Below are 21358 nucleotides of genomic sequence, written 5' to 3'. Positions count from 1 at the left end.
CCTGCGATGTGGTCCCTCAGCGCCTGGCGTCGCCGGCGCCTGCTGGCCAAGCACCCGATTGCCGATAACACCTGGCAACGGGTGCGCCACCACCTGACCTTCCTCGACGGCATCAGCGCCGAGCAAGACCAGTGGCTGCGCGAAGCCTGCGTGGTGTTCCTCGCCGAAAAACACCTTACCGCCCTGCCCGGCGTCGACCTGCACCAGGAACAACGCCTGCTGCTCGCCGCCCAGGCGCAACTGCCACTGATGAACCTTGGCGACCTCGACTGGTACCAAGGCTTTCACGAAATCGTGCTGTACCCCGACGATTTCATCAGCCCCCAGCGCCACCGCGATGCCAGCGGCGTCGAGCACGAGTGGGACGGCGAACACAGCGGCGAAGCCTGGCAACAAGGCCCGGTGATCCTCGCCTGGCCCGGCGTCTTGGCCAGCGGCCAATGGGAAGGCTACAACTTGGTGATCCACGAGCTGGCCCACAAGCTGGACATGCTCAACGGCGACGCCAACGGCCTGCCGCCGCTGCACCACGACATGCGCGTGCAGGAATGGGCCAGCGTGATGCAAAGCGCGTTTGACGACCTCAACCGCCAGCTGGACGCCCACCCTGACGCAGACACCGAGATCGACCCCTACGCCGCCGAAAACCCGGCGGAGTTTTTTGCCGTCACCAGCGAATATTTTTTCAGCGCCCCGGATTTACTGGTCAACCGTTATCCACAGGTGTATGCGCAGCTGAGCCGCTTTTATCGCCAGGATCCCCTGGCCCGTCTGCACCAACTGCAGGCCAGCGATGCGCGCTATCAGACGGAACGCCACGCGCCGTACGACGTCTGACGCATGGCATCGGCGTCAGAATATGCCTATAATCGCCGCCACTTTTAGGCCAATCCGGCCATGTTCCATGGCCAACTACGGGGGCATCGCCCAATGAGCTACAGCAAGATTCCGGCTGGCAAAGACCTGCCGAACGACATCTACGTCGCCATCGAAATTCCGGCCAACCACGCGCCGATCAAATACGAAATCGACAAAGACAGCGACTGCCTGTTCGTTGACCGTTTCATGGCCACCCCGATGTTCTACCCGGCCAACTACGGTTTCATCCCCAACACCCTGGCTGACGACGGTGACCCCCTCGACGTGCTGGTCGTAACCCCTTACCCGGTTACCCCAGGCTCGGTCATCCGCGCGCGCCCAGTCGGCATCCTGAACATGACCGACGACGGCGGCGGCGATGCCAAAGTTATCGCCGTGCCACACGACAAGCTGTCCCAGCTGTACGTGGACGTAAAGGAATACACCGACCTGCCGCCACTGCTGCTGGAACAGATCAAGCACTTCTTCGAGAACTACAAAGACCTCGAAAAAGGCAAATGGGTGAAGATCGACGGTTGGGGCAACGCAGACGCCGCCCGCGCCGAGATCATGAAGTCGGTCGCTGCCTACAAAGGCTGATACCCGCTCCTCATTGCCCCGGCAATCAAAAAAGCCCCGATTATTCGGGGCTTTTTTTGTGGGAAAAATTAAACCCAAAGTTCAATGTTTAATGCACCATGTTTAATAAAGTCAAAATATTGAAATACCGCCCTACAACTAAGCAAATCCCTACATGCGCAATTCAACGCATGGTTTATTTGATGTGTTTTCCCCGCCAGTAAACTCGTTGTTTATGAATACATCAGGTGATCGACTAAAAGCACTACTGCGAGAAGTTCATCTTTCCGCTTCCGACTTCGCCAAGAACCGCGGCGTCACGCCTCAACACGTGAACAACTGGTTCAAACGCGGCGTGCCCATGGGCCGACTCAACGAGATCGCAGAACTGCTCTGCGTCTCCAGCCGTTGGCTACGCACCGGCGAAGGCCTCAAACACCCGCCGGCCAACTTCCTGCTCGAAGGCCCCGGCACCACCAAAGGACTGCTCGCCCGCGAAGAAAGCGGCAAATACCTCACAGGCCCCGCCTGTCTCCCGGAAAAAATCGACGTGGAGATCACCCTCCACCCTACCTTCACCTCCAACGAACGCATCCGCGTCTCCCTGCACACCCTCAAAACCCTCAACGTAAACCCCGACCGCGCCATCGGCGCTTACATGGTCGACAACAGCATGATCGACATCATCCAACAAGGCGCCACCCTCGCCATCGACCGCGGCCGCAGCCAAATCACCGACGGCGAAATCTACGCCGTCGAACACGACGGCATGCTGCGCATCAAATACCTCTACAACCGCCCCGGCGGTGGTTTGCGCATGCGCAGCCACAACGCCAGCGAACACCCCGACGAATACCTCACCCACGAGCAACGCTTCGAGCAGAACTTCGAGATCGTGGGCTGGGTGTTCTGGTGGTCGACCCTGAACAACCGCCGAGCGGTGCCGCTGGACGAACACCTGCTGGGCTGGGAAGGCTCTAAATCGGACCCGGAGGTAGGCATGTGAGGTGAATGTGGGTATCATGCGCCGCACATTTGGCAGGGGTGGCTTTGCGCTATCCACCTGCTCGGCGATGCGGAGGAGTTCCCGCGGATGCCCCTACTATTCAGCCAGACAGTAAGTTGGCTGAGCGATTTGAAGGCTGGTGAGGTTTGTCAAAAACAAGCTGAAGCAGTCCCCGAGAAGCCGGCCACAAGCCGGCTTTTTATTGCCCACCGTTCCGGTGATGTCCAACAGCTACTGAGTGCCAACTTCATGTTCACTCAATAAATGGCTGAAGTCTCTTTGCAGCTTTGCCAAGCGGACCTCAAGCTCTCTCTGAGTTCTCGTCAAATCTGAAAGCGATTTTTTATGCGCCTGCCGAGCTATGATGTACCTTGAGACATTCAAGCTATAACTATTGCTCTCCAGCTCATCAGCCGTTACGAATCTGGAAACGCCGTCTACTTCTATGCGTTTTTTGTACTTTTCAAGAGTCGAGCTAAACGGAAGACCTAGAGAAGAAGTTAGACCAGTATTAACATGTCGTTCTGCTTCGGCCGAGTCGATTAATAAAATTGCACTTTTAGGTAATCGCGACTTTCTCAAAACCAAGATAGCTGTTGGAATCATCGTATTTTTTAGCGCCCCGCCAGGCAAAGCAATCACCGCCTCAACTATTCCGGACTGTATAATTTTCTCTCTGATTATCCCCCCCCCCCCCCCCCGAAAAAGCACGCCATTGGAAACAAGCACGGCAGCGCGGCCTTCTGGCTTAAGTGACTTTATGATCATTTGCAGAAAGGCGAAGTCGGCGTTATTTTGAGGGGGAATTCCAAAATCAAAATATGAGTCACTTACACGTCTTCCATAGCTCTCAGTAGCAAGTGAAAAAGGAGGATTAGCGAGTATTACATCGTAGGCAGAAACCTCTAAATCTTGAAGAGAATCTGATATACGAATATCACTACCGAAAATATCATGAACAATACAATTTATTTTTGCGATTCTCGCCGCTGATAAATTTATTTCTCTCCCATGAATTTTAAGTTTTGAGTCAGTATCAAAATTCGATGCTTTAATATTGGCTGAAACTAAAAACCCACCAGAGCCGCAAACCGGATCGTATATACTTTCTCCGCCTCTAGGCTCAACGATTTCCACCATCATTTCAACAAGATCACGTGGAGTATAAGCCTCACTGGCCCTCCTTCCTTGCATCTCTGAAAAAGATTGAATTATCGTTTCAAAAGTGTCGCCAGAGTAGAGCTCACTATCTGAAACCACACCATATAATGATATACACGTGCGCCTAAAGGCTGCAGAATTTATTTCCCTTCCGCGCTTTATTAAATGCTCGATAGTTTCGCTTAAGCCCAGAGCATCATCATAAAGTTCATCAACGTGTGTTGCAGCATTCAGAAGCGCAGAAAAAAAAACCTCGTCATCTAGCGTTTGGACTAATTCCAAAACAAACAAACTGTCTTGCTTTAGCAATTCGCGCCGATGAACTAGAACAAAGAAAACAAAAAAAACACTAACAAAAAAATCCTTATACTCTTGACTATCTAGGTTTGTACTTGAGCGAAGCTCCGCTATTATCGCAGCGATAGGTAATTGAACATTATTATTCACAAATTTTCTCTCAAAAGCTCAGTACAAAAGACATCAAGAAGTTCCTCGCCATTCTCAATTAATAAATTAAGAATCTGTTGTTGGGACACCCAGTTCTTATAAGCTTCCGCTATTTTTACTTGGATATTTGGAACTGGCATAGGTACAGGAAGACTTGATAGCTCCTTTAGACCTATGTTAGCCACAACACTACCAGCCTTGAGGCGCGATATTTGTGATCGACCTTCGACAGAATTAAGATACCAGCATATGTAAGCTGGATTAACGTCTGCTCTTGGGGCGCTTAAAATCGCTACTTGATTCGTGGTTATAATAGATAGCGCATCAGGCAATGTAAGAAGGCTCGCTTCTATCCTGTTCCCTCGGAGGGGGATCAGAATATCACCAGATTTTAGTATATTTTTTGCTTTACCCGATTCTACCGCTGCAAACGGAAGAGCAGCAAAGTCAACGCCTTCTTCGCGGATATCCTTAATTTGAACGACTCTATATCCATCGCTCCGATTTTCATCTTCAGCCTTCCCTCTAAAGGTATGACCTGCACGGACTGCCATCACGTCGGATAGTTTTTCAATTTTCAATGGCGCCTACCTACTTTCAGGGGCTGTTCAAAATTAGAGTTTACCCGAATGTACGTTGAGGAGTCCGCACCGCTACCTGGCATCGTCTGCTCATAATAGAAGCTAAAATTCTGAAAATACAACCAAGGTAAAATCACTGCATAAAGCTTCATTTTTTTCATAGTAGCCTCCGAACGCCACAAGCAGTACGAGTCGTACTGCCTTAGTGATGTCACTGTAGGCATACTCCACACTCATGTCAACAGTATAGATCGTACTGCATGTTATTTTTCCCTAAACACATTCGGACGCTTTTCACCTAGCTATGGTTTTTACACGCGAACGGGCGCGGACACGCCATTCCCTGTGGTGAACTCCGCTTCAGTTAGAGCCATCCCTCACAAAGTTTCGACGCTTGGTCGAGAATCATCTGCGCTGCATCCTCAGCCTTATCCGGCGGATACTTGTATTTACGCAAAATCCGCCGCACCAAGATCCGCAGCTTAGCCCTAACACTTTCACGACTACTCCAGTCGACACTCACATTGGCCCGCAGACTGGCAGTCAGCTCATGGGCAATTTTCGCCAGGATTTCATCACCCAACTCCCGCACAGAAGCTTCGTTAGTCGCCAAAGCATCGTAAAACGCTAATTCGTCATCGTTCAGCCCAAGCACGTCACCGCGCTTACTGGCCTGGGCGAATTTCTTGGCCATTTCAATCAGCTCTTCAATGACCTGCGCCGTTTCGATGGAGCGGTTCTGGTAGCGCTTGATGACGTTGCCCAGCAACTCAGAAAACTTCTTCTCTTGGGTCAGGTTAGAGCTGTAACGGCTTTTGATTTCGCCTTCGAGCAATCGCTCCAGAAGCTCCACTGCCAGGTTTCTTTCTGGAAGGTTGCGCACCTCTGCGAGAAACGCGTCATCGAGCAAGCCGATGTTAGGTTTTTCCAAGCCCACTGCCTCGAAAATATCTACAACATCACCAGAGACCACTGCATTGCCGATGATCTGTCGAATAGCTAACTCGCGCTCTTCGTCGGTTTTTTTCTGCTGACTGACTTCGCGCTTGATCAGAATGACTTTAATAGCCTGAAAGAATGCCACCTCCTCGCGAACGGCTTTGGCCTCATCCAGCGTGCAGCACAAAGTAAATGCCTTACCCATGGCCAACGCGTTATCAGCAAACCGCTTTTTGCCATCTTCCATTCCCAGGATATGGTTAGCTGCGCCGGCCAGTAGTTTGTGTCCCCCCGTGAGGAAGTCACCGTAATCGAAGCCATGTAGCAGACTGCGTAGAACGTCGAGTTTCTCCTCTAATACCGAATAAGCCTCGTAGGCATCCACCGTCGGTCGGCCTTTACCTTTACTGCCCGTGTACTCCTTCAGCGCTGCCTTCAGCTCGTTGGCAATGCCGATGTAGTCCACCACCAGACCACCCTGCTTGTCCTTGAAGACACGGTTAACCCGGGCAATGGCCTGCATCAGGTTGTGGCCCTTCATGGGTTTGTCCACGTACAAGGTATGGACGCATGGTGCGTCAAACCCGGTCAGCCACATATCGCGGACAATCACGAGTTTGAGGGGATCCAGTGGATCTTTGAAACGTTTCTCCAAGCGCTTTTTGACCTGGCCAGAATAGATATGCGGTCGCAGCAAAGCCTTATCCGATGCGCTGCCTGTCATCACAATCTTGATTGCACCTTTCTCGGGATTCTCGTCGTGCCACTCCGGACGCCGAGCGATGATCTCGTTGTACAGGTGCACACAGATTTCGCGACTCATAGCGACCACCATGGCTTTGCCGGGCATCTGCTCCATACTGACCAAACCCAGATTACGCGCCTCAAAGTGCGTGATCAGATCCGATGCAATGCTCTGAATCCGTGGTTCTGCCCCGACGACCTTTTCCAGCGCGGCCCAACGGCTTTTCAATCGCGACTGCTGGTCGTCTTCTTCATCTTCTGCCAACTCGTCGACCTGATCGTCGATCGTAGGTAACTCGCTCTCTTTCAGCGACAGTTTGGCCAAGCGCGATTCATAATAGATGGCGACGGTCGCCCCATCTTCAGTGGCCTGCTGCATGTCATAGACGTGAATGTACTCACCAAAAACCGAGCGCGTGTCGCGGTCCTCACCGGATACTGGAGTACCAGTAAAAGCGACAAAAGTGGCGTTCGGCAGCGCGTTACGCAAATGATGAGCAAAACCAACCTGATAACGGGCTTTGCTCTCGGCAACTTGAAGCCCAGTAGGCACTTTCAGCTCAGCGTTAAAACCATATTGAGTACGATGAGCTTCATCGGCGATAACAACAATGTTTGGCCGCAAGGACAATACCGGGAAGCTGTCTTCATCAACTCCAGGCATAAACTTCTGGATAGTAGCGAACACAATACCGCCACTAGGACGGTTGGCCAGTTTCGCACGCAAGTCCCCCCGTGACTCAACTTGGACGGGTTGCTCACGCAGCAAATCCTGGGACAACGAGAACACCCCGAATAACTGACCATCCAAATCGTTGCGGTCAGTGATCACCACAATGGTCGGGTTTTCCATCGCCGCTTCCTGCATCACCCGAGCAGCAAAACACGTCATGGTGATGCTTTTACCCGAACCTTGCGTATGCCAGACCACCCCGCCCTTATGGCTACCGCCGGGACGCGATGCCGTCACTACCTGCTGAATGGCAGCGCGAACGGCGTGGAATTGATGATAACCAGCAATTTTCTTTACCAGACGGCCGTCGTCTTCGAACAACACGAAGTAACGCAGGTAGTCGAGCAACATCTCTGGCACCAGAGCACCGCGTACCAATGTCTCCAGCTCATTGAATTGCCCCAATGGGTCGAGGTCCTGGCCGTCGATGGTCCGCCAGTTCATGAAGCGCTCAAGATCAGCCGACAACGACCCCATACGGGCCTCACTACCGTCGGAAATCACCAGGACTTCGTTGTATTGGAACAGGTCCGGAATCTGCTCTTTATAGGTCTGGATTTGATCAAAGGCTTTACCCAGATCAGCCTTCACATCTGCCGGATTCTTCAGTTCGAGCAATACCAACGGCAGCCCATTAACAAACAAGATGATGTCCGGACGCCGAGTGTGTTTCGGCCCCTGAATACTGAACTGATTGACCGCCACCCAGTCATTGGCTTTCACATCAGCCCAATCGATCAGGCGAACGAAGTCGCCTCGGGTTTCACCGTCTTTTTGATACTGTACGGGTACACCGCCGACCAGCAGGCGATGGAACAAGCGGTTAGCCGACAACTGCACCGGCAGTCCCAACTCTAGCACCTGTTTTAACGCATCTTCACGTGCAGCTACTGGAACCTTTGGATTAAGCCTCGCCATGACATTGCGCAGGCGCTCAGCCAGCACCACCTGGCGATAGCTTTCACGCTCGGGTTGCTCACCATCATGAGCGATATTCGGCCCATACAAATGGGCATACCCCACCTCTGCCAGCCAGCCGAGGGTCTCCTGCTCCAATTGGTCTTCGGTCATTCCAACTCACTTCCTGTGTTCAGATCACCGGCCAATTCGGCCTCAATCTCGGCAATGCTCGGCAGATTTCGGCCCAGGGTTTCGGGCAAGTCGCGCAGCAATTGGTATTCGGCAACGCCGATGGGTTTTTCGATGCCCGACAAAGCGTACTCGGCCACCAAGCGGTTTTGCTGTTTGCACAGCAGCAGGCCGATGGTGGGTTTGTCATCCTCAGCTTTAATCTGCGCATCCACGGCCGCCAGATAGAAATTCAACTGGCCAGCGTGTTCGGGTTTGAAAGCCGTTGCTTTGAGCTCTACCACCACATAACACTTGAGGCGGGTGTGGTAGAACAGCAAATCAATGAAGAACTCATCACCGCCCACATCCAGGCGAAACTGGCGGCCGACGAAAGCAAAGCCTGCGCCTAGCTCCAGCAAGAAACGAGTGATATGACGGATCAGTCCATCTTCAATATCACGCTCGTGAGCATCGTCGCCTAAGCCAAGAAAGTCGAAGAGGTATGGGTCTTTCAGGGTTTCGTGAGCCAACGCCGACTCCGCAGCCGGTAAACGTGCAACAAAGTTAGTGACTGCGGCGCCCTGACGCTGCTGCAAGCGGTTCTTGATATTTTGCTCCAGCGTGCTGCGTGACCAACCAAGCAGGACGGTTTGCTGCGCATACCACTCACGCTCGGCAGGGCTGGTCAGCTTGGTCAACAGGGTCACCACATGGAACCAGGGCAATTGGGCAGCAGGCTGCTGCCCAAATAGACCATTGGGGCAATGCTGAGCAAAAAAAGCCATGTACTTGAGGTTACGGCTGGAAAAACCACGGATATCGGGAAAGGCATCGGAAAGGTCGCGTGCCAGTCGTTCAATGACTTTCGCGCCCCAAGCGTTAACCTGCTGACGTTGTCTGATTTCCGCTCCGATCCGGTGATACAGCTGCACCAGCTCGGCATTGACGGCCAGCGCAGCACGTTGTCGGGCTTGAGCAATATCGACTTTGAGCTGAGCCAGCCAGTCGGCGTAGCCCTCGGGCAATGCGGAAATCGTTTCTTTAGTCACTCAGTGGCCTCCCACTCCCTGGTCGACACTTCACCGGTCTGGTGAAATCGACGTATGCGGCCTATGACCTCGGCGAAGTCGCTATTCTCTTCAGTCAGTCGGTTGCACATATCCCAGTCGATTTCGCTACGTTCGCGAGCGGGGATTAGAATTTGGCTTTCTGTCGGATTCTCTATGTCGAGCTGGATAACGCCAATGCCGTGGGCAGCGGCGAGCATGCGTAACTCTTTGAGGGTGCCGTCACCCTCTACGGTACCCGCGACCAAGTAGCCGAAATGTGCCCAGGATGAGTTGGATACTGCCTGGAAAAAGCTCTTGCGGGCATTCGAACGATTGAGCAGCAGCTTGACTTCGAAGGACCATAGCCGGGCACGACGTTCGCCTAGTACACGGACGCAGTCACGCAGGTCTTGCGTCCAGTCGGACGTCAGGTCTTCTAAACCTACCAAATCAGGATGCAACCATTCGTTGGCACCGTTGCCGGCACGATTAGAAGAACGTTTTTCGTTGATCCTCATGGTGTATACCCGCTGATCGTCTGTCAGTAGATATTCGGCCAGCAGTGGATAGAGAGCGTGCTCACGCAACGGCGAGGAATCGAGTAAGTCTGAAGGAAAGAGGGCGACCCCTTCAGCCGCCGCCACCTCAGCGTCAGCGTCCATTTCAGACCAGTAGTAGTGACGAGGCCGGCCTTCGGTTGTTTTCAACTGAGCATGCATCTGCTGCCAGCGTGGGCGTGAACCAGAAATTTCCGCTACCAGTTGCTGTACCAGATCACTATCGGTTTGTATGTGGCTTCCGCTGCTCGCTTTCTTGGCCGCGCATTCCTCGGGAAACCGGTCGAATATCCATTGCGCCAATTCGCGGGCGGTTTGCTGAGTATCCGATAGGGTTTGAAGCCGGTCGATGACGCGATGACGCAAATTCAAAGCCATATCAGATGGACCTCAACAACATATTCTCGATTGTAGTTTCCGCTTCCAACAGGCGAGTTTTGCCGGAGATCAAACGCGGTAATAGGGTATCGCGTAGCTGAGTTAGGATTTTGACTTGATCTTGGTTGGCCGTAATTTTCTGCTGAATGCTACCAACGATATCTCCAAATGCTTCCGCCACTCCTTTCGAGGGAACGACTACCGGAAACAATGCAAGTACATCATTTTGCACACGCTGCCTACCACTGGTACCGGACATGCTACGGATCGCATGACTGCGAAACACAGAATAACGAGCCAACAAATAGCCATGATAAGGCGGTAACGGAGCTCTTGGGCGCAGGACTACAAACTCAGTCGAGCCCCAACCTGTCTGATCCTCAGAGAGGAAATCGACAAAAGCAGATTTGCCATTTTCTAGGCAAGGTGTAATACGGGCGAGCAGAGTGTCACCGTTGACAAATTTGGTACCTGAACCCATCTCTCGCTCAACCGCTCCGCTGACAACATGGCCTTGTGTAGCGACACTTGCCATATCGAGATAGGGCGCTACTTCACCCTTCTTGAGCTTACGTGGAGGATTGACTTCATAGGCACTTTCTAGCGGCAGTATTCGCCACCCAAAAGGCACCAACCCCAGCGCCGATTCTACAAAGCTGTCGGGAAACAGCGATGCGGTATCAGCATCCATGCCTTCTGGATCAATCCCTTCGACTTTGGCCCGTACGGGATCGAAATCTATGAGCCAAGACTTGAACAGCGCCTGGGCGACCGCTTCCAAGGTGGCGTTGCTTTCTCGTAGCAGAGCGACTCGGTCATTCAAGACATTAGAAAAATGAGAAACTGCTTGAATGACCGGCTTAGGCGGCATCGGAATAGGAAGAAGACGAATATCTTTGAGATTTAAAGTTTTCTGAACCGTGGTGTTGAGAACGGCATCGATCAGATGCCTGCAAGCAGTACTTTCCAGCACCGCCTTCAAATACACCCGAAGACTAGGATCCGCTAGACGGACTACCGCAATTGCTCGTGCGGTGTTCCAACCAACCATGTGTTGCTTTACCACAACACATTCGCCTGGATTACCAACCAGCGTGATCAACAATTCGTCGCCAGCCAACAGCGTGCGTTTGTACTCCGCATTTACCGCAGTGGATATGCAGTAGCTAGGCCTCAAAGGAACAAGCCCTCCCTTAACATCGCCTACTTTTATTAAGGGTACTCCTCCAAGTGTGTCGGGGCCGGGATACATCACGCCTACAGCGATACCCTTGTTATCAAGTAGTAATGCTTCCAAAGGCATAACATTCCAACTATCAGGAAAACTCCCTCCAGCCTGTACCCAACGTTTGCGAAGCTCAGCACTCATAGCCAAGCCCCAGCAGTTTATGAAGGATCAACCGATCGAGTTCGGCGCCTTTGGCTATTTGCTCACCTAGCAAAGCAGTGAGGTTCTGCATCTTGTCGCTAAAGATCTCATCGTCATCCTCCACCGCCTCAGCTCCGACATAGCGGCTAGGTGTCAATACATAACCATGCTCAGCAATTTCGGCAAGTGATGCGCTGCGGCAGAAGCCGGGGATATCGACGTAATCGGCAACATCACCACCCACATTCAGCGGGACACCTCGCCAATTTGCGACAGTCTGGGCAATGCGCTCAATATCGCTATCCAATAACTCAATCTGTACCCGGCTTATGTTGCTACCCAGTCTGCGCGCGTCGATAAACAGCACTTCGCCAGGTCGAGCAGTCTTCTGTTTAGCGAGAAACCATAGACAAGCAGGAATCTGGGTGTTGAAGAACAGTTGGCCGGGGAGCGCAATCATAACCTCTACCACATCCGCCTCGACCATGGATGCGCGAATGTTACCTTCGCCGCTTTGGCTAGAGTTCATAGAACCATTGGCCAAGACGATGCCGGCGCGGCCGCTGGACTTGAGGTGGAATAACATATGCTGCAGCCAAGCATAGTTGGCATTGCCTTGCGGCGGCGTGCCATATACCCACCGCGGATCGCCTTCAAGGCTGCCGTGCCACCAGTCGCTAACATTAAAGGGCGGATTAGCGAGGACGAAGTCCGCGCGTAAATCTGAGTGTTGGTTACGGATAAAAGTGTCGGCGGGCTCATGTCCGAGGTTGAAGTCGATACCACGGATGGCTAGATTCATAGCGGCTAGACGCCATGTTGTCGGGTTGGACTCCTGACCGTAGATGGAGACGTCGCCGAGCTTACCGCCATGGGCCTCGATAAATTTCTCCGATTGCACGAACATGCCCCCAGAGCCGCAGCAAGGGTCATAGACCTTCCCGTGGTGCGGATTGAGTACTGCAACCAAGGTTTTAACGATACTGGCAGGGGTATAGAACTGCCCGCCTTTCTTGCCTTCGGCACTGGCGAATTGACCAAGGAAGTATTCATAGACCTGGCCGAGCAGATCGCGAGCCTGGTTAGCATCACCACCAAAACCAATAGTAGAGATCAGATCGACCAGCTCACCGAGTTTACCGTCAGGTAGCTGGGCACGAGCGTAGCGCTTGTCGAGGATGTTTTTCAGGCTGGTGTTTTCTACCTCGATGGCAGACAAAGCCTCATCAATGCGCTTGCCGATATCTACCTGCTTTGCAGCAGCACGTATTGACTCCCAACGAGCCACTTCTGGTACCCAGAAGACGTTCACTTCTTTGTAGTAGTCGCGCTCCTCAAGCTCTTGAGCCAGTAGTTCAGCATCGTCACTGTCCAGATAATAGTCGTCGCTGGCATCGGCAAAACGTCGCGCCAGCTCGGCGCGGCGACCAGCAAAGCTATCAGATATGTACTTGAGGAAAATGAGGCCGAGGACGATGTGCTTGTACTCAGCAGCGTCCATATTGGCGCGCATTTTATCTGCGGTAGCCCACAACGTTTTTTGCAGGTCCTGCAGAGTATTACTGGTTTGGGGGGCTGCAGCCTTGCGTCCAGGCTTCTTCTTTACCGGCTGAAGCTCAGGGGCGACAGGACTTTCGATCGACGAAAAACGAGCACGTGCCTGATTGAGCGCTTCTTCAGCAAGACTGCCGGCGGTCTGTTCGGCACCCTTTTGATCCGTCATGGACTACTTCCTACATTCGACGCAGATGAATCGCGTGATAAAAATTGAAAACCCGACCATAGGGGTTCGGGCGAGGGTCGCCCGTATGATAACGGGTCGCCACCTGTTTCGTCTGAGTTGTGACGACCGAGAGAACGCGCACGACCTAGCGCGGCTCACCGAGCACGGATGACATGACCCCAATTGGGCAGCAGGCTACTGCCCAAAATGGAAACGGATGAATTGAAATGTCGCCAATAACGACATAAAGGCAATACGTGTCGCAAAAACGATAAATTGCGACATGAGGACAGTAAGTTAGCAAGCAAGCTCGTATGGCATTTGGTCAGCACCTTGCCGACCAAATGCAGAGGTCACATCACCTCGGCTGCAAACACTCCACAGCCCGATCCGCCACCATCTTCGCCATCTCCACCAAATGCATCACTGCCCTATGCGGCGCCCCCAGCGGTTCACCAAGCGCTTGCGATGTAGCCACCGCACACTGCAGCAACTCGGCCACCCTCACCCAAGCATCTTCAAAGCTCAGTTCTTCATTAACTGTAAATGGCTCAGTCGCAGCCGACGTCAGCGAATTCGAAACAATGTTATCCATAGCAAAACTCCAATCGATAATTTGGAGCTGCCACTACCCGCGACTAAACGAAAGGCGGCAGCTGTACGCAGGTTAGTCGACCGGTCGATTGGGAACCCGGCGCACCCGGAGGTGCCCTGCGCACAGCCACCATAAGATGCAGGCGAAGGGGTGCCTGACTCATGAATTGCTTATGCGCCAATCGAAGTCCGGGCGACTAAACCCGATCACTGAATGTGCAGTGACGGTCCGCAGCCTAGTCGCGGGATTTTGCTGGCGCAAGCCGCTGGGATTCTCTAGGAAACGTCCTGCAAATGAAAGGGACCGGTACTGCTGGCCCTCTAACCATTGTCATCTCTGAGTTGACAGTCTTACCCCTCCCACCCGATTTATCCCCCACACCCCACCCATTAATCTGTGCCCATGTTGAACGCAACACCCAACCCACCCAACCAAAAAAGGATTTCAACCATGAGCACGCCAACCCTCAACCGCTTGAACAAAGACGACGCTGTAGTCCTGCTGGTCGACCACCAAACCGGTCTGATCTCGCTGGTGCAGGACTTCTCCCCTAACGAGTTCAAGAACAACGTGCTGGCCCTGGCGGACCTGGCCAAGTTCTTCAACCTGCCAACCATCCTCACCACCAGTTTCGAGCAAGGCCCTAATGGCCCGTTGGTGCCGGAGTTGAAGGAGATGTTCCCGCAGGCGCCGTATATCGCGCGCCCTGGTCAGATTAATGCGTGGGATAACGAGGATTTCGTTAAGGCGGTCAAGGCGACTGGGCGTAAGCAGATCATCATTGCGGGTGTGGTGACGGATGTGTGTGTGGCGTTCCCGACGTTGTCGGCGCTGGCGGAGGGGTTTGAGGTGTTTGTGGTGACGGATGCGTCGGGCACGTTTAATACCACGGTGCAGCAGGCGGCGTGGAGCCGGATGACGCAGGCGGGGGCGCAGTTGATGAATTGGTTTTCGGTGGCGTGTGAGTTGCAGGGTGACTGGCGCAATGACATGGAAGGGTTGGGGAATTTGTTGTCTCAGCGGATTCCTAACTATCGCAATTTGATGAATGGGTATGCGGCGGTGACGGCGCGTCAGGGCTGAGGTTGAGGGGCTGTGTGGCCGGCAAAAAACTGTCGGAGTGGGCTTGCCCGCGATGGCGGTGAATCAGTCATATATTAGGTGACTGACACACCGTCTTCGCGAGCAAGCCCGCTCCCACATTTGATCTTCGTTGCTTTGAGTATTGGGGCAGACCCGCTCACCACAGAGGCGCTGTTTGCCCTTACTCAGTCGAGGATCAGGTGCGGCAAAAACCGGCTTGAGTTCTTGGTGATCAAGCTATTGTCTTCGCGCACGCCAATGCCGGCGGCCTGATCGCCAATCACCCACGACCCGATCAGCGTGTAGCTATCACCAAAGCGCGGCAGCGGCGCAAACTCCTGGAGGATAAACGGCGCGTCGGTGTAGGGGCCGTCTTCTTTTACGGTCAGGCCGTCGGCGGTTTGCAGTTCGATGTTGGCGCCTTCGCGGGAGAAGAACGGTTTGCGCACCCAGCCCTTTGGCACGGCTTTACCTGGGTCGGTATCCAGGTGGGAGGCGAGCAGGTTGGGGTGGCCTTGGTTGAATTCCCACAACAGCGGCAGGATGCCTTTGTTGGAGAGGATGGCTTTCCAGGCGGGCTCGAAAAACTGCGTATCGCACTGGGCAATCGCGGCGCCGAAGGGCTCGTGAAAGATGAATTCCCAGGCGTGCAGTTTGAACAGGTGGGGAATCCAGCGATCTTCGAGGTCGACGAAACGGCCATCACTGGTGAGGCCGATGTCTTCGATGTCGATGTGGCGTGATTCGATGCCGACCTTTTCCGCGACGAGGCGCAGGTAGTCGGTGGTGCCTTTGTCTTCGATCGAGTCTTTCATCGAGGCGAAGTAGAACGGCTGGTTGACCTGTAATTGAGCGAAGGCCTGATGCAGTTTGGTGTCGATGCTGTTGAACTGGTCGGCATGCTGGGGCAGCAGGCCGCGTTCGATGCATTGTTCCAGCCAGCCCCATTGAAACGCCGCGGCCTCGTAGAGGCTGGTCGGCGTGTCGTAGTTGAGTTCGAGCAGCTTGGCGGGCCCGGTGCCGTTGTAGGAGAAGTCCATGCGCCCGTACAGGTGTGGGTGGCCTTCGAGCCATGAGGTTCGAATCATGTCGAAGAACGGCGCAGGAATGCTCAGGCGTTCCAGCAGCTCTTCGCTCTGAACCACGCGGGCCACGAGGTCCATGCACATGTCATGAATCTCGGTGGTCGGGTCTTCGAGGTCGTGCTCGATTTGCTTGAGGGTGAATTGGTAGTACGCGCGCTCGTCCCAGTAAGGTTCGTTGTCGATGGTGTGGAACAGAAAGCCGAGGCTGTCGGCGGTCTGTTTCCAGTCATGACGTTCTGCGCAGTGGATCTTTTTCATCGCCCGGTTTCCTTAACTGCTCGACCCGCCGCCGCCCCAGCCGCTGCGTGCGCTGGCCTTGCTGCCGAAGCCGCCTCGGGAGGTAGAGGACGCCACGGACACCGGCTTGCTGGAGGAGCGAAGCGTGTTCGTGTAGTTGCTGCTGCCGTACCGGGCCTGGTTGGAACGGCCGAAGGTTGCCCCATTGGAGACGCGCTGATTGAGCGTCGAGTTGCCGTAGTTGCCGCGATCATCGCGATAGCGGTACACCGGTTCGGAGCGGTAGCTGTTGCGGTTATTGCTGAGCATGTTGCCGATCAGCAGGCCTGTCAGCAGGCTACTGGTGGAGAAACCCGAGCCGCCACTGTTCGCTTGGGAGCCGCCGGCTTGAGCATTGGCCGCATCGACCTGGGATTGCGTCACCTGGCCGGCGGCGGTCAGTTCGAAACCGCCCAGCCTTGGGATGAACTTGCCGGTGGAGTCTTGCTGGCACCAGTCAGCGACAAAGTCGGCATCGCAATCGGCTTGGCTGTCGTACACCGGGGCAATACGCCGATGCTCGGCCATGGCCGTCATGTAGGCATCCGAGCACACGTCCACCGGAAGCTTTTCATCGGCACATTGCTGCACAGACTGGAAGTTGTACTTCTTTTGCAAATCGTAGGTTTTTTCCGTCGGCCCACAGCCAGATATCGCCATGGCGACCGACGCTGCCAGCGAAAGCTGGACGTACTTGCTTCGTTTCATCGGGAGCTCCGTGTGCAATCAGTTCTGGGTAGGCGTCATGCACGCGGCATTCAACATGCCGACGCTGATGGCCACGGCGGCCACGTAGATACCGGCCGCGAGTTCGCCGTTCTTGATGCGCTCGGACGCACCTTTGAGCACCAGGCTGGTCACCAAAAAGGCCAACAGTTGGACGAGGGCTGCGATCACAGCCCAGACGACGAAGTCGAGGATGCTGATCGAGTAGGCAATGACGTTGCTGGCCGGAATGGCGAAGCCGATGATGGCACCGCCCAGGGCGATCGCAGCCGACACGTTGCCCGCACGGATCAGTTCGAACTCCTTGTGCGGAGTGACGCGGGTGTAGATGAACTGGAACAGCGCGAAGATGACCGCTGCGCCGAGGATGTAAGTGACAAACCCGAACACCGCAGCTTTGTTCAGGGAAATAGAGAGAGCTTCTAGCATGGACTTCTTCCTTTTTTAGAGCGCATTCAAGTCGGTTGTGTACAGCGAAATGCCCAGCGAGGTGCTCAAACTGATGGTGCCCTCAGCGTCTTCTTCGACGGAAAACAGCAAAAACTCTCGACGGTCGGTCAGGCCTGTTTTGCGGGCGTACAGCATCGAACGGTGCTCGACGGTGTAGGTGTTCTCGGGGTTTATCACCTGCTCGCTCATGGCCACCAGTTCTGTCTGGCCAGGCTCGCTGCCCCACACACGGGCGTATTCGACGCCGTTGTGGGTGTAGGTCGGCAGCCCGATCAAGCTCTGTGGCCCGGCCAGCCGACGCAGCTCCGCTTCACTGCTGAGGGTGACGACGCTCAGGTAGTTGAACAGGATCACCGACTCGACCTGCCCGGCGATCTCGCCGGTGGTGTGCACCTGCAGCCAGTAATCTTCGTCGTTCATGTAGTAGCGCGACAGCCACGTCGATTGCCCGAGATCAACGGTGCCGTTGGCCCAGATTTCCTGGGAGCCGGGGATCACTACCGTGGTGTTCTCATCGAGCAGCAATTTCAGGCTCGTGTCGAATATCACGCCTTTGCCCGGCGCCAGGCCCAGCGGGCCCGTGATTGGCAGGGTTTCGCCGGCAGTCCATTGCGACGCCGGTTTCGCGTGCGGGGCCTCAAGCCCCATCAACTGTTTAAACCATCCCATTGGAGATTTCCTTGAGGCGGGTGGAGGCGATGTAGAAGAGTTCGCCGCCTTCGACGCGGGTGGCGCCAGGCGGGTTGATTGACGGTTGTTGAGCGCCTTTGGCGCGATAGCCGATGAGCGTGGCGTTGTGCTGTTCTTTCATGTGCGTGTACAGGTCGCCGAACGTCGCCTCAAAGGCCTCGGGCAATTTCATCAGGTATTGGGTCGCGCCCTGCCCCACGCACAGCAGCTCATTGATGACCACGGACGAGCCCGGGTCCTGAGAGGCGCGCACCAACATTTCGATGGCCATGCTTGAGGTGCATTCCAGGCTGGGCGCATAGGAGCTGGCGAGTGCGGCAATTTCACTTTCATTGAAGTGGGCGACCACGTGCCCCACAGGGCTCAACTGATTCACCGCCAACACGGTGGCCAGCGTCAGGTCATCAGAGGGGGTTCGCACCAGCACCCGCTCGGCACCGGGAACACCTGCACGCAGTAATAATGCGGTAGAGGATAGGCTTTCGCCTCTGATGAACGCCGCTTTGCCCGGCATCGGGTTTTCTTCCAGCGTGCAGTCGCAGATGACGATCAGGTTGTCGTTCGAGGTTTCATCTTGAAGCAACAATTCAATGACCCGCTCGCTGGACGCGCCTTCCCAGCCGATGAGCACGGTGTGGCCGACTTTGCCGGTGAAATCGCCTTTGCCCTTCATGCCTTTTCTCCATGCATCGATAACACTGCTGGTGGTTTTGCCGATGGCCGCCGTCAGCAGCGCAATGCCCCCGAGCATGACCCAGGTAGCAACAAACAGTCGCCCCGCCGAGGTCTGCGGCGCGAGGTCGCCATAGCCGACAGTCAGTGTGGTGGTGAGATAGAAGTAAATAAACGTGGCAGGGGCGGTGAGGTGTTGTTCGCCCAAAAACACCAAGCCCAGATACGCGGCGCCCAGGTGTACACCCAAAGCAATGACCAGCCCTGCCCAGCCGAAGCGGTGAAAGAGGGAGGAGGCGTAGAGACGCAGCAAAAGAAAAATCGACATATCGTCCCTGATTCCCTGGGTACTTGATTCCTGATGACGTCATCGCCTCAGCATTCACCCGGCATTAAACCTGCTGCGCGGCGTAGAGAGAAGTACTTTGGCCGCAATAAACCCGGCGAGCGCACCAAACAGATGACCTTCGAAGGAAATACCCTGGCGCGGCAGGAAACCAAGGATCAGGCCGCCATACAGCACCGCCACCACACCGGCCGTGATCAGGTTGCTCCAGCTGCGATGGAACCAGGCGCGAGACAGCAGGTAGGCCCAGAGCCCGAATACCCAGCCGCTGGCACCGACGTGTACGCCGGCAAACCCGAACAGCCAGACCAGCGAGCCGCCCAGCAGGATAATAATCGCGCTGACGGTAATGAACCGGTTGAGCCCTTCGAGAATGACCAGGGTGCCCAGCACCAAAAAGGCAATCAGGTTGGCGCTCAGGTGGGCAAAGGAGGCGTGCAAAAACGGTGAGGTGAGGATGCCGAGCAGCCCCTGCACGGTTCTCGGGATCAGGCCGAAGGCCATGAGGCTGTAACCGGTGGCTACATTGAGCAGTTGCAGCGCGACCATAAAGAGCGCCAAGCCTGCGATTGTCTTGAAACCCTTGAGGGCGTCCATCCTGACCTCGACGTAAAAAAAGAAGGGCAGACCTGCCCTTCTTGCTGCGGCGCTGTTTACTCGGCCGACTTTTGCTTCAAGCGTTGCAGAATCGCATTGGCGCTGCCTGTGTCCGGCGTGATGCCGGCGTCGCGCAGCTTGCGCTCAAGGTCGGTGCCCGTCGAGGCTTCAGCCAGCTCATCCTGGGCTTGCAGTTCAGCGGCGCGTTGCTGCTGCTTGGCTTGCAAGCGGTTCAGCGTACCGACGGCGGTTTCCAGCTTGCCGTTGGCACCGCCATTGGCGATGGACGCGCTGACCTGGGCCTTCTGTACGCTTTCGCGCGCCTTGGCCATGTCCACTTGCTGGCGCAGGCTTTTGATTCGGCTTTCGGCTTTGGTGATGTCTTTACGCATGCTCTCAGCGTACCCGCCGAATTCGGTGGTCTGCTTTTGCTCGACGTCACGTTCGTTGGTCAGGGTCGAAATAGCTTCGGCCACTTCCATCGCCAGGTCTTCACGATTGGCCTGGATAGCGGCCATCGCCTTGGACTCCAGGTCCTTGATCTTGGCGTCGTACTCGCTGACGCGGTCAGCCGCCAGTTTGTGCTTGGCCATGATGCTGACCAGCTCACGCTTGGCGTTGGCCAGCGCGCTGTCAGCGTCGCGAATTTCCTGGTCGAGGATGCGCAGGGCTTGTTGGTCGACGATCGATTCACCGACTTCGCTGGCACCGCCACGCACCGCAGTGAACAATTTGCTCCAGATGGACTGAGTCATTGGATACTCCCGAATAATTAGTTGAAGAAACGTTCAAAGGCTTCGCTGGCGCGCTGCACGTTGTCGACGAGGGTTTTCACCTCGGTCACGATGTTGGTCAGGCTGGAGTCGGAACTCAGCGCGCCGAACATGTTGTAAACAACTTGGCCGTTGGGCATGGACTCGATACCGATCGAAGACAACGGGAACATTTCCCGGCTGCGCAGCACCGCGTCATTAAATGCCGTTACGTCGCTGATGGACTCGACGTCGACCAGCACGGTGTCCACGATGATCTGCTCGCCCACCACTGCGATGTAAATCGGCAGGCCCCCGAAGTCGTTCATTTCCAGCTTGATGCTGGACTCGGAGCCTTGAACGAGAGAAAGCGTAATGTCGTTGGAAACCACTTCGTCCAAGGCTTGCAGCGCCGTGAAGAGGCGATCGATATTCCAGTTAGTACCTGCGCTCATGAAATTCTCCGACATGAATGAGCCAGCCAGAATCGGTTGGCGAAGCTGTTTCTCCATTTGCTTGAGCAGGCTTCGATTTTCGGGAAGCACCCAAGTCTCGTGTTTCACATACCCGGCGGCCGCCAGGCCCGCGCGCATCTGCTTCATGTAAAAGCTCGACGGCTTTTTCGCAGGCGGTTTCAAGCGCTCTCCCTTGCGGCTTGCGGAATCGGTATCGGGCCCGGCTTGCGGGCTCGATGGAGAGCTGCTTTTCATGGTGCTGACCTCGTTGTGAAAAACTCACGCGTGAGAAAATCTACAGGTAATTCTCGGAAGGCTCAATAGCTCACGCGTGAGATTTTTTACCGGCGTTCCCAGCCCACTGAAAAGCACTCCTTGTTCGAGAGTCGCCGGACCAGCACAAAGACAGCGGCCCCGACAGCAAGAACCTGTGGGA

Annotated in this window: 20 protein-coding genes; 4 read left to right on the top strand and 16 right to left on the bottom strand. The window is 54.8% G+C overall.

Translation table 11 applies throughout. From position 1 onward, the window contains the following. Window positions 1–6: 6 nt before the first annotated feature. From E0F99_RS09330 to E0F99_RS09320, 3 genes are all read left to right on the top strand, one after another. The gene (locus E0F99_RS09330; protein ID WP_083356583.1) at window positions 7–837 is read left to right on the top strand and encodes a M90 family metallopeptidase; all 831 of its coding nucleotides are present in this window, start codon (window positions 7–9) and stop codon (window positions 835–837) included. 93 nt (window positions 838–930) lie between these two features. Then, complete coding sequence (ppa, locus tag E0F99_RS09325; protein WP_003176323.1) at window positions 931–1458, top strand: inorganic diphosphatase; 528 nt, start codon at window positions 931–933, stop codon at window positions 1456–1458. A gap of 214 nt (window positions 1459–1672) precedes the next feature. Next, complete coding sequence (locus E0F99_RS09320) at window positions 1673–2443, top strand: LexA family transcriptional regulator (RefSeq protein WP_083360360.1); 771 nt, start codon at window positions 1673–1675, stop codon at window positions 2441–2443. A gap of 231 nt (window positions 2444–2674) precedes the next feature. On the opposite strand, the gene E0F99_RS09310 is transcribed toward E0F99_RS09320, so the two are convergent. The 8 genes from E0F99_RS09310 to E0F99_RS09275 form a co-directional block, all read right to left on the bottom strand. Then, window positions 2675–4051 (bottom strand): HsdM family class I SAM-dependent methyltransferase, encoded by a 1377-nt coding sequence (locus tag E0F99_RS09310; protein ID WP_130908746.1) that lies wholly within the window; start codon window positions 4049–4051, stop codon window positions 2675–2677. Continuing rightward, window positions 4048–4632, bottom strand: a complete 585-nt coding sequence (locus tag E0F99_RS09305; RefSeq protein ID WP_130908745.1) for a restriction endonuclease subunit S — start codon at window positions 4630–4632, stop codon at window positions 4048–4050. Before E0F99_RS09305 ends, E0F99_RS09310 begins: the two co-directional genes overlap by 4 nt. Before the next feature lie 364 nt (window positions 4633–4996). Further along, window positions 4997–8119 (bottom strand): type I restriction endonuclease subunit R, encoded by a 3123-nt coding sequence (locus tag E0F99_RS09300; protein WP_083356579.1) that lies wholly within the window; start codon window positions 8117–8119, stop codon window positions 4997–4999. Further along, entirely contained in the window at window positions 8116–9168 is a 1053-nt protein-coding gene (locus E0F99_RS09295) for a PDDEXK nuclease domain-containing protein (RefSeq protein ID WP_083356578.1), read from the bottom strand. The genes E0F99_RS09300 and E0F99_RS09295 overlap by 4 nt, the downstream gene beginning before the upstream one ends. Beyond that, the gene (locus E0F99_RS09290; RefSeq protein ID WP_083356577.1) at window positions 9165–10103 is read right to left on the bottom strand and encodes a COG2958 family protein; all 939 of its coding nucleotides are present in this window, start codon (window positions 10101–10103) and stop codon (window positions 9165–9167) included. The genes E0F99_RS09295 and E0F99_RS09290 overlap by 4 nt, the downstream gene beginning before the upstream one ends. A gap of 1 nt (window position 10104) precedes the next feature. Next, the gene (locus tag E0F99_RS30255; protein ID WP_197679981.1) at window positions 10105–11472 is read right to left on the bottom strand and encodes a restriction endonuclease subunit S; all 1368 of its coding nucleotides are present in this window, start codon (window positions 11470–11472) and stop codon (window positions 10105–10107) included. Further along, the gene (locus E0F99_RS09280; protein WP_083356576.1) at window positions 11462–13195 is read right to left on the bottom strand and encodes a class I SAM-dependent DNA methyltransferase; all 1734 of its coding nucleotides are present in this window, start codon (window positions 13193–13195) and stop codon (window positions 11462–11464) included. The genes E0F99_RS30255 and E0F99_RS09280 overlap by 11 nt, the downstream gene beginning before the upstream one ends. Window positions 13196–13553: 358 nt before the next feature. Beyond that, entirely contained in the window at window positions 13554–13790 is a 237-nt protein-coding gene (locus E0F99_RS09275; RefSeq protein WP_083356575.1) for a DUF6124 family protein, read from the bottom strand. Between the two features lie 450 nt (window positions 13791–14240). On the opposite strand from E0F99_RS09275, the gene ycaC reads away from it, so the two are divergent. Beyond that, on the top strand, window positions 14241–14873 hold the full coding sequence (gene ycaC, locus E0F99_RS09270; protein WP_083356574.1) for an isochorismate family cysteine hydrolase YcaC: 633 nt from the start codon (window positions 14241–14243) through the stop codon (window positions 14871–14873). Window positions 14874–15058: 185 nt separating this feature from the next. On the opposite strand, the gene E0F99_RS09265 is transcribed toward ycaC, so the two are convergent. The 8 genes from E0F99_RS09265 to E0F99_RS09230 are packed head-to-tail and all read right to left on the bottom strand — an operon-like array spanning window position 15059 to window position 21177. Beyond that, window positions 15059–16216: a glutathionylspermidine synthase family protein gene (locus tag E0F99_RS09265; RefSeq protein ID WP_083356573.1), complete on the bottom strand. Its 1158-nt coding sequence runs from the start codon at window positions 16214–16216 to the stop codon at window positions 15059–15061. A 12-nt stretch (window positions 16217–16228) separates the two neighbouring features. After that, window positions 16229–16942, bottom strand: coding sequence for a DUF1190 domain-containing protein (locus E0F99_RS09260; RefSeq protein ID WP_083356572.1), 714 nt, complete (start codon window positions 16940–16942; stop codon window positions 16229–16231). Between the two features lie 18 nt (window positions 16943–16960). Further along, entirely contained in the window at window positions 16961–17389 is a 429-nt protein-coding gene (locus E0F99_RS09255) for a DUF350 domain-containing protein (RefSeq protein WP_083356571.1), read from the bottom strand. 15 nt (window positions 17390–17404) lie between these two features. Next, the gene (locus E0F99_RS09250) at window positions 17405–18079 is read right to left on the bottom strand and encodes a DUF2491 family protein (RefSeq protein ID WP_083356570.1); all 675 of its coding nucleotides are present in this window, start codon (window positions 18077–18079) and stop codon (window positions 17405–17407) included. Further along, window positions 18066–19100, bottom strand: a complete 1035-nt coding sequence (locus E0F99_RS09245; RefSeq protein ID WP_083356569.1) for an ion channel — start codon at window positions 19098–19100, stop codon at window positions 18066–18068. The genes E0F99_RS09250 and E0F99_RS09245 overlap by 14 nt, the downstream gene beginning before the upstream one ends. Before the next feature lie 54 nt (window positions 19101–19154). Continuing rightward, complete coding sequence (locus tag E0F99_RS09240; RefSeq protein ID WP_083356568.1) at window positions 19155–19715, bottom strand: rhomboid family intramembrane serine protease; 561 nt, start codon at window positions 19713–19715, stop codon at window positions 19155–19157. Between the two features lie 56 nt (window positions 19716–19771). After that, on the bottom strand, window positions 19772–20470 hold the full coding sequence (locus E0F99_RS09235; protein ID WP_083356567.1) for a PspA/IM30 family protein: 699 nt from the start codon (window positions 20468–20470) through the stop codon (window positions 19772–19774). 17 nt (window positions 20471–20487) lie between these two features. Then, window positions 20488–21177: a YjfI family protein gene (locus tag E0F99_RS09230; protein WP_083356566.1), complete on the bottom strand. Its 690-nt coding sequence runs from the start codon at window positions 21175–21177 to the stop codon at window positions 20488–20490. Window positions 21178–21358: the final 181 nt, after the last annotated feature.

The organism is Pseudomonas antarctica, from assembly GCF_900624995.1.
In the GTDB taxonomy this organism is placed as follows: domain Bacteria; phylum Pseudomonadota; class Gammaproteobacteria; order Pseudomonadales; family Pseudomonadaceae; genus Aquipseudomonas; species Aquipseudomonas antarctica.
This window is presented reverse-complemented; position numbering and strand designations above follow the sequence as displayed.